Source organism: Psychrosphaera sp. F3M07 (assembly GCF_018860345.1).
GTDB lineage: Bacteria > Pseudomonadota > Gammaproteobacteria > Enterobacterales > Alteromonadaceae > Psychrosphaera > Psychrosphaera aquimarina.
On record NZ_JAHKPJ010000020.1, the window covers coordinates 149901 to 163528 of the forward strand.

At 38.0% G+C, this 13628-nt stretch carries 10 protein-coding genes; 3 read left to right on the top strand and 7 right to left on the bottom strand.

All coding sequences use genetic code 11. The annotated features are described in order from the left end of the window. Positions 1-25: 25 nt before the first annotated feature. Positions 26-529 carry a TlpA disulfide reductase family protein gene (locus tag KO505_RS09420; RefSeq protein ID WP_216055198.1) on the bottom strand — a complete coding sequence of 168 codons (504 nt, stop codon included), beginning with the start codon at positions 527-529 and terminating at the stop codon, positions 26-28. A 150-nt stretch (positions 530-679) separates the two neighbouring features. Here KO505_RS09420 and KO505_RS09425 point away from each other — a divergent pair, with 150 nt between their 5' ends. Continuing rightward, entirely contained in the window at positions 680-2326 is a 1647-nt protein-coding gene (locus KO505_RS09425) for a M28 family metallopeptidase (RefSeq protein ID WP_216055199.1), read from the top strand. Between the two features lie 131 nt (positions 2327-2457). Here KO505_RS09425 and KO505_RS09430 read toward each other — a convergent pair whose 3' ends face one another. The 3 genes from KO505_RS09430 to KO505_RS09440 form a co-directional block, all read right to left on the bottom strand. Then, on the bottom strand, positions 2458-2826 hold the full coding sequence (locus tag KO505_RS09430; RefSeq protein WP_216055200.1) for a DUF3718 domain-containing protein: 369 nt from the start codon (positions 2824-2826) through the stop codon (positions 2458-2460). Positions 2827-3170: 344 nt separating this feature from the next. Then, positions 3171-6308 (bottom strand): efflux RND transporter permease subunit, encoded by a 3138-nt coding sequence (locus KO505_RS09435; RefSeq protein ID WP_216055201.1) that lies wholly within the window; start codon positions 6306-6308, stop codon positions 3171-3173. An 8-nt stretch (positions 6309-6316) separates the two neighbouring features. After that, complete coding sequence (locus KO505_RS09440) at positions 6317-7510, bottom strand: efflux RND transporter periplasmic adaptor subunit (RefSeq protein WP_216055202.1); 1194 nt, start codon at positions 7508-7510, stop codon at positions 6317-6319. Positions 7511-7783: 273 nt separating this feature from the next. Between KO505_RS09440 and KO505_RS09445 the strand changes: the two genes are divergently transcribed. Both KO505_RS09445 and KO505_RS09450 read left to right on the top strand, forming a co-directional pair. After that, entirely contained in the window at positions 7784-9577 is a 1794-nt protein-coding gene (locus tag KO505_RS09445; RefSeq protein ID WP_216055203.1) for a DEAD/DEAH box helicase, read from the top strand. A 121-nt stretch (positions 9578-9698) separates the two neighbouring features. After that, complete coding sequence (locus KO505_RS09450; protein WP_216055204.1) at positions 9699-10073, top strand: hypothetical protein; 375 nt, start codon at positions 9699-9701, stop codon at positions 10071-10073. A gap of 93 nt (positions 10074-10166) precedes the next feature. Here KO505_RS09450 and KO505_RS09455 read toward each other — a convergent pair whose 3' ends face one another. From KO505_RS09455 to KO505_RS09465, 3 genes are all read right to left on the bottom strand, one after another. Further along, positions 10167-11762, bottom strand: coding sequence for an ABC-F family ATPase (locus KO505_RS09455; RefSeq protein WP_216055205.1), 1596 nt, complete (start codon positions 11760-11762; stop codon positions 10167-10169). 198 nt (positions 11763-11960) lie between these two features. Continuing rightward, a complete protein-coding gene (locus tag KO505_RS09460) occupies positions 11961-12272 on the bottom strand; it encodes a hypothetical protein (RefSeq protein ID WP_216055206.1) in 312 nt (103 codons plus the stop codon). Positions 12273-12324: 52 nt separating this feature from the next. Continuing rightward, on the bottom strand, positions 12325-13599 hold the full coding sequence (locus KO505_RS09465) for a threonine/serine exporter family protein (RefSeq protein ID WP_216055207.1): 1275 nt from the start codon (positions 13597-13599) through the stop codon (positions 12325-12327). Positions 13600-13628: the final 29 nt, after the last annotated feature.

Here is a 13628-nt window from a genome sequence, read left to right on the forward strand (position 1 = left end):
GATAACGATGGCTAAATCAGAGTACTTATTCGTTAATTAATAACTCAATGACTTGTTTTATCTTTGTTTTGTCTGAATCCATATACCCTTTGTGAACCAAACGAATGATGCCTTTTTTATCTATAAAATACGCAGACGGCATTGCTTGTACTTTGTATTGTTGTGCAACTTTGGCATCTTCATCATATAACACTGAATAATCCACTTTATGCTGTTGTAAAAACGCTAAAGCATTTAACTTATCTTCATCTAAGTTAATGGCGATGACTTCAAAACCTTGCTGTTTATATTTATTGTGGAATTCATTGAGTACAGGGAATGACTTTTTGCATGGCTTACACCAGCTTGCCCAAAAATCCACATAAACGACTTTGCCTTTATAATCACTCAGGCTTGTCATTATGCCACTTGTTAAATGGGGTAACTCAAACGCGCTGGCTTTTTCGTTTGATTCTGATGCTATCGTGGTGTTAGTAATTGCCAACAAACTTAATACACATATATTAGCGAAACGGACAAGTGATTTCATAAATTTCCCTTCTAAATTAAGAGCAACAACTGTAACTAATATTAACGTAAATTGTTATTTGAATTTCTATATAAATTTTTTATCACCTATATAACCAATTCATGTAGAATCAGAGCACGTCCAAATAGAAAAGGTTACTAAAACAATAATATGAAACTAATTAAACAATTTAGCCTGACAGCACTTGTTGCTTTACTGGCTGCGTGTTCACAACAGAATAGCTCAGAAGTAGCGACTGTTAGTGTTGAAAAAGCTCGCATTAAAGCTCACTTAGAGTTTTTAGCTGATGACCAATTAGAGGGTCGTGATACTGGTAGCCAAGGTTATGAAATCGCCGCTAACTACGTTGCTGCAGAATTTAAAAAAATGGGTTTAGTGCCTGCTGGTGAAGACGGTTATATGCAACGTGTTCCATTTAGACGTGCCTATTTAGATCAAAACAGTACGGTTGTAAAAATTGGTTCTGGTTCAGATACTGTTGAACTTAAATACCCACAAGACTACATGATGGGTGCGAGCACTGCGACAACGGAATCCAGTGTAAAAGCTGACGTTGTTTTTGTTGGTTATGGTTTAATCGCTGAAGATTACGATTATAACGACTATGAAGGTTTAGATGTTAAAGGTAAGATCGTTGTTGCATTAACAGGTCGCCCTAAAGCATGGCCTTCTGAAGAGGGTGCACATTTAGGTTCGGGTAAACTTAAGTCAGCACATGCTGCTGAGCATGGCGCAATAGGCTTTGTTACTTTACACACTCCAAAAAGAGAAAAAGTACGTTCGTATACTACATCTTTGAACTACTTAGGTTCTCCTTCTCTTCGTTGGTTAGATAAAGATGATGCACCATACGGTGTACAGAAACAGTTTAAAGGCGGCGCTTACTTAAACATGGAAGCGGGCAAAAAGTTATTTGCTAATGCACCAACTAGCCTTGAAGATATTTTTGCTCTAGATACTGAAGATAAAGAAATCAAAGGTTTTGATTTAAATACAAGTATTGAACTTGCTTCTAAATCACGTCATGAAAAAATTACATCGCCAAATATTGTTGCTGTTTTACCTGGTTCAGATCCTGTGTTAAAAGATGAGTATGTTGTATTCACCGCTCACCTTGATCACATTGGTCTAGCTAAAGACGTTACAACAAAAGATCGAATTAACAACGGTGCTATGGATAACGCGTCTGGTGTTTCTGTGTTATTAGAAACTGCTCGCGTATTAGCTAATTCAGAACGTCCTCGTCGTTCAATCTTATTCACAGTTGTAACTGGTGAAGAAAAAGGTTTATTAGGTGCAAGTTATTTTGCTAACAACCCAACGGTTCCTTTAACGTCAATGGTTGCTAACGTAAACTTAGATATGCCTGTGTTATTGTATGATTTTGCTGACGTTATTGCATTTGGTGCAAACCACAGCTCTATGGGTGCAGTAGTTGAAAAAGCAGCTGGTCAATTAGGTATTGGTTTAAGTCCTGACCCTATGCCTGAGCAAGCGATCTTCACTCGTTCAGATCATTACAACTTTGTTAAGAAAGGGATCCCATCTGTATTCTTAATGACTGGTTTCACTTCTAAAACGGAAGGCGAAGACGGCGGTAAAGTTTGGGGTGAGTTTTTTGCTAAACATTATCATAAGCCATCTGACTCATTAGATTTACCAATTAACTATGACGCAGCTAAAGTGTTTGCTGATGTTAATATCCGTATTGGTTTAACTGTTGCTAATCAGGACGAACGTCCATATTGGTTAGAAGATAGTTTCTTTGGTAAAACATTTGGCCAAACCGCTAAATAAAACCAAATTTTAATGATTAAAACCGTAACATGTGTTGCGGTTTTTTTTTGCTGATTTTCTATGATAGATAAATATATTAAGCAGTGAGGGTGCCGTTAAACCTATGCTTAAAGGCATCAAATAATTGCATTTTATTTACTGCCTAGATAAACCGTCCCATGGCTCATTTTTGCTAAATCCCTAATTTGCACGTTGGTGTTTCTAAATCGATTTAATTGAACGGATACTGTGTCATTTCCTGCGCTTTTGGCAAAGTCAGCAACATTGACCCCATTACAATATAAGTTATTAGCTAAAAAACGAAGGTTCTTAATTCCTGCGTTAGATGGTTTGTAATCTCGAGCTTCTATATACATTCCAATTTTACTCTCTGTAGCGGCAGCGACACATAACTGGCTTTCCTTAGTATCATCCGCTGAAACGTATGTGGCAGCACTTGCACTTGTAACAACACCTAAACTTAAAACAGCAATGGTTAAACTTGTTTTTAAAATACCCATGTTAATCTCCTAACTATTAATATTGCCTGTACATCACAGGTCGCATATACATAGTGGCGGATAGAAATAAAAAGGTTGTAACCATTTAAACTGCAGGTGTTACCAGTTATTTCATCAATGATAATTAATAAGTGTTGTTAAGCTTTAGAACTCATAGGTTTGTTCAATAATCATACAAAAAAAGAATAACGAATTATTACATTCAGACATTAAATATGCGGATACATACACAGAGTTTATTCATTTTCACGTTACTAAACCTGTTGTAATATTTTTGATACGCATAAAAAAATCCGATAGTTATTAACTATCGGATTTTATATTTTATTTATTAATCTATCGGATTAACTGTTTGCAGTTAGTGGCGCAGCCGGTTTATTTTTTCTAAATTTAGATTTAAACCACGCTTTTGGTCTGCGGAAGTCTTCTAAAATTAAGTATAAACAAGGCACCAATATTAAAGTAATAACAGTGGCATACAACACCGCAAATCCAAGCCCTGCCGCCATTGGTACGACAAAACGAGCCTGTAAACTAGTTTCAAACATAATTGGTAGTACACCAACAAATGTTGTGATTGACGTAAGCGTTATCGCTCTAAAACGTTCGGTTCCTGCTTCGACTACCGAATCTTTAATGCTGAAACCGGCTGAACGTTTTTGATTTACGTAATCGGTCATGACCAAACTGTCATTTATTACAACCCCGGCAGCCGCAATCAACCCAAACATAGACATGGTGCTCATGTCTAAGCCTAAGAACCAATGCCCGGCTATTGCACCTGTTAAACTAAACGGAATAACAGACATAATAATTAGAGGTTGAGAATAACTCTTAAGTGGCACAGCTAATAAGATGTAAATCATCAACATACCCGCAATGAAGAACATGATCTGTTCACTTTGTTGCGACTGATCTTCTTCTATCTGACCACCTAACTCAGACTTAACACTTGGGTATAATTCTTTAAGTTTTGGCAGTAGGTTCTCTTGTATTGATTTAACCACTTCGTTTGGTTCAATTACGTCTTCATCAATTGAGCCGTAGATATAAACACTACGATACCCACCTTCGCGGCGGATATAGCTAATACCTGGTTTTTCAGTCAAAGTAACAACATCACCTAACATCACTTCTTGACCAGAAGGGGTTGTTACAATGGCGTATTTCAGCTCTGAGAAACGTTCACGAGTAAGCTGCGGGTAACGCACCATGACTCTAATCTCTTCCCCACCACGTAATACACGTTGTGCTTCACCACCGTAAAAACTCGCACCTATTTGACTGGCTATGGTTTGTAAATTTAAACCAAGATCATAAGCAACGGGTTTTAAGTCTAATTGAATTTCTTTACTTGCAGGATCAATGGTTGAACTAACGTCATACAGACCTTTTTCTTGCTGCAACATAGAAATTAATTGTCGGCCAGCGGCATTAAGTGTTGGTATATCTGGACCAAACAGTAAATAACCAAACTCGCCTTGATTACCACCGCCATTCACATCATCTTGCACAGTAAATGACTTCATACCTGGTATAATTGGCATATTTTCACGCCAGCGACGGGCTAATTCAAATGTGTCAAATGGACGCAACTCTTCATCCACTAAAGGAGCCATAATACGGCCTTCTGTACGACCTTGGTTGTAGGCAAGAATGTCTTTAACCATGCCAGTGCCATATTCAGATACTGTTTCTTTTTCAACTTTGATCATAACTTCTTCAATGGTTTTGATCGCATTGATAGTCATTTCATCTGATACCGTTTCATTCATCTCTATCGAAATGCTTGGGAAGTCATGTGGTACTTTAGGTGTGGCAACCATACGTACATAGTTACCTTGAAGAAGACCTATGCTTAACAGTAACAAACCAATGAATACCATAAGTACTAACCAACGCCATTCCACACACTTATTCAAAAAGTTTTTATAAGTACCGTTTACAAAGCCAAAGAATTTAGCATTAAACTTTTCACGCCAACTCCCCGGTTTTATTGGTGTTACTTTCATGTGTGATAAATGGGCAGGCAATATTAGTTTTGATTCAATTAAACTAAATACCAAACATAAAATAGCAACCCCAGCGATGTTAAAGAAGAAATCACCTTGTGGGCCACTCGTAAATAACGATGGAGCAAATACTGCGATAGTTGTTAACACACCAAAGGTCGCAGGTGTGGCAACTTTTTTAGCGCCTCTTACCACATTTTCAACACCGCCACCGTGTTTCTCCACTTCACTATAGGCACTTTCACCGATGACAATGGCGTCATCCACCACAATCCCTAGCACCATAATGAATGCAAAAAGTGAAAGAATATTAATACTAATGCCCAAAACCGGCATCATCATTACCGCACCTAAGAAACAAACCGGTAAACCTAACATTACCCAGAATGCTAATCTAAAGCGTAAAAATATGGTTAACATCAAGGCTACGAGTAACGAACCTTGGACTAAGTTTTTAAGCATCATATCCAGACGTGCATTTAAGTAATACGTCATGTCCACAATAACTTCTAGGTTCATGCCTATCGGTAATGTTTTATTTCTTAATTCAACAAAATCTTTGACCGATTTAGCAACCGGAATCGTATTCTGATCTTTGGTTGCTTTAACCGACATATTCACAACATTTACGCCAGACATCTTGGCGTAGTTTTCACCTTCAACAAAGCCGTCTTTAATAATTGCGATGTCTTCGAGTAATACTCGAGAGCCATTTTTACCAACTTTAACGGGTATATCTCTGAACTCTTCACCGCTGTAATATTGATTTTCAATACGTACAGAAATTACACCCGAACTTGTTCTTAACTGGCCGGCTGAATAATTGGCTGAATAACGTCTTATCGCTTGAGAAATATCACTTAATGTTAAGTCGTACTTACGTAATGCTTCAGGCTTAATTTCTATTGCTATCTCTTCGCTAGGGGCATAAACATCAACGAGGGAAATATTGTTTAACTCTAATAACTCTTGCTCAACTTGTTTAGCTACACGTTTAAGCTCAGGTACAGGAAAGTCACCAATTAAAGATAATTCCACAACATCTTGATTAAACTCTATCTGCGAAACCGTTATTGGTTCCATCGCACCAGGGAATGTAGCGATACTGTCGGTTTTGGATTTCACTTTATCTAAGACTTCCGACAGGTTTTTATCTGGGTCAATTTCAAGTGTTATTTGACCAAAGTTTCTAAAAGCTCGCCCCGTTTGTTTCTCAATTTCAGTGACACCTTTCAGTGATTCTTCAATTTTGATTAATATACTTTCTTCAATTTCTTGTGGCGATGCACCTGGGTAACTTGCTGTTATCTGAATATAGTTAATTTCAATATTCGGAAACATTTGACGCTGAATTGTAAAATAGCTCGCTAACCCCATTAGAATGATGAATACCATCATTAAGTTAGCCGCGACGCTATTATTAGCGAAAAAGGCGATTAACCCGGTTTGTTTTGGTTCATTTGATGACATGTTAGCCCCTACTCTTTTTCAGCGTTAGTTGGCTCAACAGAGACCGCGTCAGAGTCATCTTTTGTTTTAATATCTTTTTGTCCAGCGATTAACACTTCAAGATTCTTTTGAGGATATTCAGGTAAGGTTAATACTAAGTTGTTACCGTTTTCTAAACCGTTGCCAACAATAAAATAATCCGCTTCTTCACGGATCACTTCGATGTTTCTCATATCTAGTTTATTTTCGTCTGTCACTATCCATACTGAATTATTGGTGACTAAATCTTGCGACAATTTAAAGACATTATTTAAACGTTGTCCGTCAAAGCTAACGGTTACATAGTTACCAAATTGCATTTTAGGTAAGTTTGAATTAATGCTGTATGGGTCTTCAACTTGCACAACAATGTTAGTCATACGAGTGCTGCTGTCTACCACACCTAAATCACGAACAATTTTGCCTGGACGGTTAAATGAATAACGTCCATCAGTTGAGACATCCGCAGCCAAACCTAATAACTGATTTGGTAAAAATGCACTATCAAAACCAGCGATTGGAAAGATGATTTCGGCAACTTCAATATTATAAATCTCACCAACACGTGCACCTTGATTTACGTTTTGGCCTTTACCGATTTCTCTAGCGACAACTAGTGCATCGTATGGGGCTTTCACTTCACAGTATGATAAATCTCTTTGCGCTAACTTTAATCTAGCTTGAGCAGATTTCATTGCAGCTTCTGCGCTTAATAATTGAGGTTTTCTTAAATATAAATCAGTGACTTTAGCATTTGGTAGGGTTTTGGCTTCACGTTTAGCTACATCAGCTCGTCCGCGTTCTTCTATTAATGTGGCCTGAGCACTAGATAACGCGGCTTCAGCTTGTAATACAGCGGCTTCATAATTAGCAGGGTCAACCTTGAATAAAACATCACCACGTTTTACCAGTCCACCAGATACAAAATTTGGATGCCAGCTGATGACTTCACCGGATACTTGAGCCGATAAAATAGTAGACTCGACCGGAATGACTTCGCCATGACCTTTAATTTTAACTTGGTGGTTAAGTGAATGAATTGATTCCACTTTAACGGTAGGACGTGTTTCGACTACTTCTTTTTCTTCTTCTTCTGGACCTGATGATCCAATGACATTCATACCTACAATGCCCAATACCAAAGTAAATATTGCAGCACCTGCTTTTATCCATTTTTTATTCATAACATTAACACCTTGATTTAATTACCATCATAATAACGTAATTTTTGATAAATGTTTGCCTATCTAATTGTAAATAATTGTTTTATTTAGCTAAAGAAATGTAACTTAATGTTCATAAGGTAATATATAGCAACATATTAATCCGATTTATACGAATTAAGCGCCATTTAAGACTTATTTAATGATGTTTTCATTATTTCAAGTAAATGATAATGACAATTGAGTCTGTTAAACTAACAGCCAATTTCCTACACAGCACTTTTATTGGTAGTTATGTTTACACTTCGCCCGTATCAATCCGATGCTGTCACATCAACCTTGCAACACTTTAGAAAAACCAATGATCCTGCCGTTATTGTTTTGCCTACTGGAGCCGGAAAAAGCTTAGTAATTGCAGAACTCGCAAAGTTGGCAAAACGAAAAATTTTGGTCTTAACGCACGTTAAGGAATTGGTAGAGCAAAATCATAAAAAATTTGTGCAATACAGTGACTACTCAAAAGTGAAATCTGGGGTGTACTCTGCTGGTTTAAAACTTAAACAAACCCAATTCCAAGTTACCTTTGCCAGCATACAATCCGTTGTGCGTAATCTAGATGCTTTCGCTGCAGAGTATTCTTTGGTTATTATTGATGAATGCCACAGAGTAAGCCAATTACAGCAGTCGAATACCGACGAAGGGCAAGATAACACCAGTCAATACGGTCAAATAGTGCAACAACTGACTAAAATAAATCCAAAATTAAAGGTCTTAGGGTTAACTGCCACGCCCTATCGAATGGGTATGGGCTGGATATATCAATACCACCATCATGGTATTAAACGCAGCGATACACCGAAACCATTTAAAAAGTGCATTTACGAATTACCATTAGCTTATATGATCAAACATGGTTATTTAACGCCCCCTAAAATGGTCGACGCTCCAATTGCTCAATACGACTTTTCATCTTTAAATTCGAATAAAAATGGTGATTATTCCGAGTCGGAAGTTAATGCATTATTAGTTAAATACCCAAGAGTTACGCAGGCGATTACCGAACAAATTGAAGAGTTAGCCAAGACACGTCAAGGTGTGATGATCTTTGCCGCAACCATTAAACATGCAAAAGAGATCCAACAATACCTACCACAAGAGCAAACCGCCCTCATCACAGGCAAAACTAAATCTCTTGATCGTGAGCGATTAATTAATTCTTTTAAAAACAAAGAGCTGAAGTTTTTGGTCAATGTTTCCGTGTTAACCACTGGTTTTGATGCACCACACGTGGACTTTATCGCTATCTTACGGCCAACTGAATCCGTTAGTCTGTTTCAGCAGATTGTTGGACGAGGGTTAAGACTGAATGAAAATAAAACCGATTGTTTGGTCGTCGATTATGCCGGTAATGGCATTAATATTTTTTATCCAGAAGTCGGAGAGAAAAAACCAAACAGTAAAAGTGAGCTTGTTCAGGTATTTTGCCCAAGTTGTGGTTTTGCTAATTCATTCTGGGGCATTAAAGATCAAGAAGGCAAAGTCATCGAACATTATGGTCGTAAATGCCAGGGTTTCTTTGAAGCTGTTGAAGATGACCCAGAATCAGTACAAGAAGACTGTGATTATCGCTTTAGGTTTAAAGAATGTGAACATTGTAATGCACAAAACGACATAGCCGCTCGGGTTTGCCATTCATGCAATGAAGACATCATCGACCCAGACGATAAGCTCAAAGAGGCGTTAAAACTTAAAAATGCCATGGTTATTCGTTGTGCGGGCATGACCATGTTTGAGTCTAATAATATCCTATCCATTACCTATTACGATGAAGATGCAACCGAATTAAAAGAGTCGTTTGATTTAGATAATACAAAAGCCCTTTATCATTTTAATAAACAATTTGGTCAACGAGTTGCAAATGGAGCAGAGCCAACTAAGTTTATTAATGCCAAACAGGTAATAGATAAGCAACAAGCATTAATACCACCTGACTTTATCGTTGCCAGAAAACAAAAACACTTTTGGAAGATTCAAGAAAAGATATTTGATTACCAAGGAAAGTTCCGCAAAGCAAACGAGCTCAATTAATCGTTAACCACAGCTCGATTTGACGATAAATATAAATGACCGAGATATAGGGATATCTCCTATAGTGGTCGAACCACTAAGTTGTTACTGTCGTTTGGTCTTAACAAATACCAAAGAGTTTATGAGCATTCCATTTCGTTATTCTACTCATACTAATGAGCAACATTATTTATCTATCACAGTTGAAGGTATTGCAGACGATATACATATTGAAAATATGTATGCCGATATTAAAAATATAGCATTGCTGAGCCAGTATAAAAACATTCTCGTCAACGCGAATAACGTTACTTTAGACTTCCCGATGGAACGATTTCTTCCTTTAATGAATCGTTTGTTACCCCAATTAGTTAGGTTTAATATTGCCCGTTTATGTAGTCTCGACGATTACAAACAAGACCTAATACAAAATGTCTGTTTAAGCTCAAACGTAAATATTAAGAACTTCACCAATCAAACCGATGCTGAAAATTGGTTATTGAAACAATTCCCCTAAGTTATTTGATGTATTCGCCCTATTTAACAACAAAAAAATCTCGTTATTAACAACAACGAGATTTTTTACCCCAGCCATGAACTTAACTAAAGATTAAGCTTCAACACCTTGGCTTGCTAAATACTCTTCGTAAGTACCTTTGAAATCAATGACTTTATCTTTCTTGATCTCAATAATACGAGTAGCCAAAGAAGATACAAATTGACGGTCGTGACTGATAAACATCAAGGTACCTTCATATTGTTCCAACGCCATGTTTAACGACTCAATCGATTCCATATCCATGTGGTTTGTAGGTTCATCCATCAATAAAATGTTTGGCAATGCCATCATCATTTTACCGAACAACATGCGACCTTGCTCACCACCAGATAATACTTTAACCGACTTTTTAATATCGTCAGAAGAGAACAACATACGGCCTAAGAAACCACGAATGGATTGTTCGTCGTCGCCTTCACGTCGCCATTGACTCATCCAATCAAATAAGTTCATGTCGGTTTCGAAATCAGCGGCATGATCCTGAGCGTAATACGCTATCTTAGCGCCTTCAGACCATTGAATGGTGCCAGCATCTGCGGCTAAGTCACCTTGTAAACAACGCATCATGGTGGTTTTACCCGCACCATTCTCACCAATTATGGCAACACGTTCACCGACTTCCACCATGAAATCGAAGTCCTTAAACAATGGACCTTCATCAAAGCCTTTAGATAAACCTTCAACAATTAACGACTGACGATAAAGCTTTTTCTCTTGCTCAAAACGAATAAATGGATTTACACGGCTTGATGCTTTTACATCATCAAGTTTAATTTTTTCCATTTGTTTTTGACGAGATGTTGCTTGGCGTGCTTTAGAAGCATTGGCAGAGAAGCGAGCAACAAATTGTTTTAACTCGTCAATTTGACCTTGTTTTTTGGCATTATCCGCTAACATACGAGAACGAGCTTGTGTTGACGCTAGCATGTATTCGTCGTAATTGCCTGGATAAACACGAAGTTCACCATAATCAACGTCAGCCATATGTGTACAAACACTGTTTAAGAAATGACGGTCATGGGAAATAATGATCATGGTTGAATTACGTTGATTTAATACTTCTTCTAACCAACGAATCGTGTCTATGTCCAAGTTATTGGTAGGTTCGTCTAGTAATAAATAATCAGGGTCAGAGAACAAAGCTTGTGCTAATAACACACGTAATTTCCAACCTGGAGCAACTTCACTCATCAAGCCATAATGTTGATCACTTGGGATGCCAAGGCCTAGTAATAATTCACCAGCGCTAGAGTCTGCTTCATAACCGCCCATTTCAGCAAACTCAGTTTCTAAGTCCGCTACTTTCATGCCGTCTTCTTCAGACATTTCAGCTAAAGAGTAAATACGGTCACGTTCTTCTTTCACGGCCCATAGTTCAGCATGCCCCATGATCACTGTATCGATAACCGAAAATTCTTCAAACGCAAACTGGTCCTGCTTCAGGATACCTAAACGCTCACCTGGTCCATAACTAACATTACCTGAGGAAGGCGTTAATTCACCGGTTAAAATTTTCATGAACGTTGACTTACCGCAACCATTGGCACCGATAAGTCCATAACGATTACCGTTACCAAATTTTACAGAAATGTTTTCAAATAATGGCTTAGCGCCAAATTGCATTGTGATATTAGCAGTTGTGATCACGAAAGTTAGTATCCCATTTATTAATCAAATATCGACAGTATTTATGTCAAAAAATTGGTCGGCATTTAACCAGAAAAAGTACGATTTTACCAGCCAAATCTACCAATAATGGGGGGAACCGATAATTAAATAACTGAGAGATATTAGTGGTGACCGCTATTTAACATCGTTACTCATATATTTAATGAATAAAATCAATTACGTCCTGCATTGAGATTCATATTCCAACCAATGTAATGCATTACCAACTAATACAATAGAGCCCGAAACTACCAAAGAAGTAGCTGGTATAAGTGCAGCAAACAAAGCAACACAGCCCGCATTACCTTGCGCATTATGTGAGTGTCCACAAGTTAAGGCCATTTGGTTTTCAGAAAGCTCTAATACTAGCTTTTTGGTTTTCATACTTTTGTGGCATTTGGCAGCTAAGTCTTGTTTATTCGCTTCTTTGGGATAAAAAACGCATCCAGACATGGATAAAACTAAGGCGCACAATAACAATATTCTCATTTTTGTTCCTATATCAATATTGTGCGTTTGTTCTGTATTAACGCTTCAGCAGTTACAAACTCTTTTTCGGCGGTAACGCCGAGTTTGCAAAAATTAATCCCGCGACTATAGACATAAATATCACCACCGCTTGTTGTCCGGCGTGTTCAGCATATGCAAAGCCTTCACCGGCAATATAGGTATTTAAACTAATAAAGGTTTTACTACCTGGTACTAATACAATAAGCCCTTGCATTACCACGATAACCGCAGGAGCTTTGGCAAAACGAGTAAACAAATTGCCATAAACACCAATAACAAAAGCACCAAAAAAAGCACCAACACCAAAATCAAAGTAACTCGCCCCGATACTGCTTGAAGCATAAGCAATGAAACCAGCCGCCATAGACCAAAACATATGTTTTCTTCTGGTTCTAAAGGCAATGATCAACGAGGTACATAAGGTTGCAATCGCTAACCACACTGTCCATTGCGGTAGAGGAGGCAAAGCAACATATTCTGAATGACCAAAAACGGCGAACCCTAATTCCATGCCTAAAAACGCACCAAAATACAGTTTAAATAACATCATAAAGGCGTCCATGATCTTAACCGTACCAGACACTAAATGGCGGGCTGAAAGTTCTGCTAGACCAATGGTTAAGGCTAAACCGGGTATGAATACAATGATGGAAGATAGGATCACTAACCGTATACTAATGGACGCGTCATAATGGACCGCTATACCACAGGCCGCAAAAGCTGACACCATAGCAACTAAAGGTTCTAACATGTTAGTAATGCCTTTAGAGCGTTCACTCCACAGCACAAAAATATAAACAATGCCGCCTAACAATCCAGCCCATAAAACATCGTTTAAACTACTGCGCATTAACATGGCAAAGGCACCACTTGCTAATACATAAGATAGGCCTGTAATTGCACGGCCATTACGGCTAGGCATAGTCTCAATTTCATCTAACCGCTCTAAGGCTTCATCTATGGTTAATGTGTTTGAAATAACATCGCTGACTACTTCATCAGTACGAGATAATGAGCCCATATCCAGATCACCCGGAGCCACACGCGCAGCATGGGTATATTCATCTTCATGACCTTCCGTCCACAATACAAACGTCATCGATGTTGGCGATATGATAAAAGATGAACGCAGCTCGATAGCGTCAGCCAATTCCATTAAATGACTTTCTAATCGATAGGCGGGAATGCCATATTTGTGCAACATCTTACCCAGTCGTACTATGAACTTTCGTTTTTGCTTAAATGTTTCGTTATGGTCATTCACTATATTATCCAATACGGGTTTACTCTTACTTTGATATTTCATCGAACCTGAGTTCAAAATGATCGACTGCT

What these genes read in the sequence shown, in the direction of transcription:
- KO505_RS09440 (WP_216055202.1), bottom strand. Translation starts at nt 7,510, where the DNA reads ATGAATAAAAAATGGATAAAAGCAGGTGCTGCAATATTTACTTTGGTA.
- KO505_RS09435 (WP_216055201.1), bottom strand. Translation starts at nt 6,308, where the DNA reads ATGTCATCAAATGAACCAAAACAAACCGGGTTAATCGCCTTTTTCGCT.
- KO505_RS09465 (WP_216055207.1), bottom strand. Translation starts at nt 13,599, where the DNA reads ATGAAATATCAAAGTAAGAGTAAACCCGTATTGGATAATATAGTGAAT.
- KO505_RS09445 (WP_216055203.1), top strand. Translation starts at nt 7,784, where the DNA reads ATGTTTACACTTCGCCCGTATCAATCCGATGCTGTCACATCAACCTTG.
- KO505_RS09450 (WP_216055204.1), top strand. Translation starts at nt 9,699, where the DNA reads ATGAGCATTCCATTTCGTTATTCTACTCATACTAATGAGCAACATTAT.
- KO505_RS09425 (WP_216055199.1), top strand. Translation starts at nt 680, where the DNA reads ATGAAACTAATTAAACAATTTAGCCTGACAGCACTTGTTGCTTTACTG.
- KO505_RS09460 (WP_216055206.1), bottom strand. Translation starts at nt 12,272, where the DNA reads ATGAGAATATTGTTATTGTGCGCCTTAGTTTTATCCATGTCTGGATGC.
- KO505_RS09430 (WP_216055200.1), bottom strand. Translation starts at nt 2,826, where the DNA reads ATGGGTATTTTAAAAACAAGTTTAACCATTGCTGTTTTAAGTTTAGGT.
- KO505_RS09420 (WP_216055198.1), bottom strand. Translation starts at nt 529, where the DNA reads ATGAAATCACTTGTCCGTTTCGCTAATATATGTGTATTAAGTTTGTTG.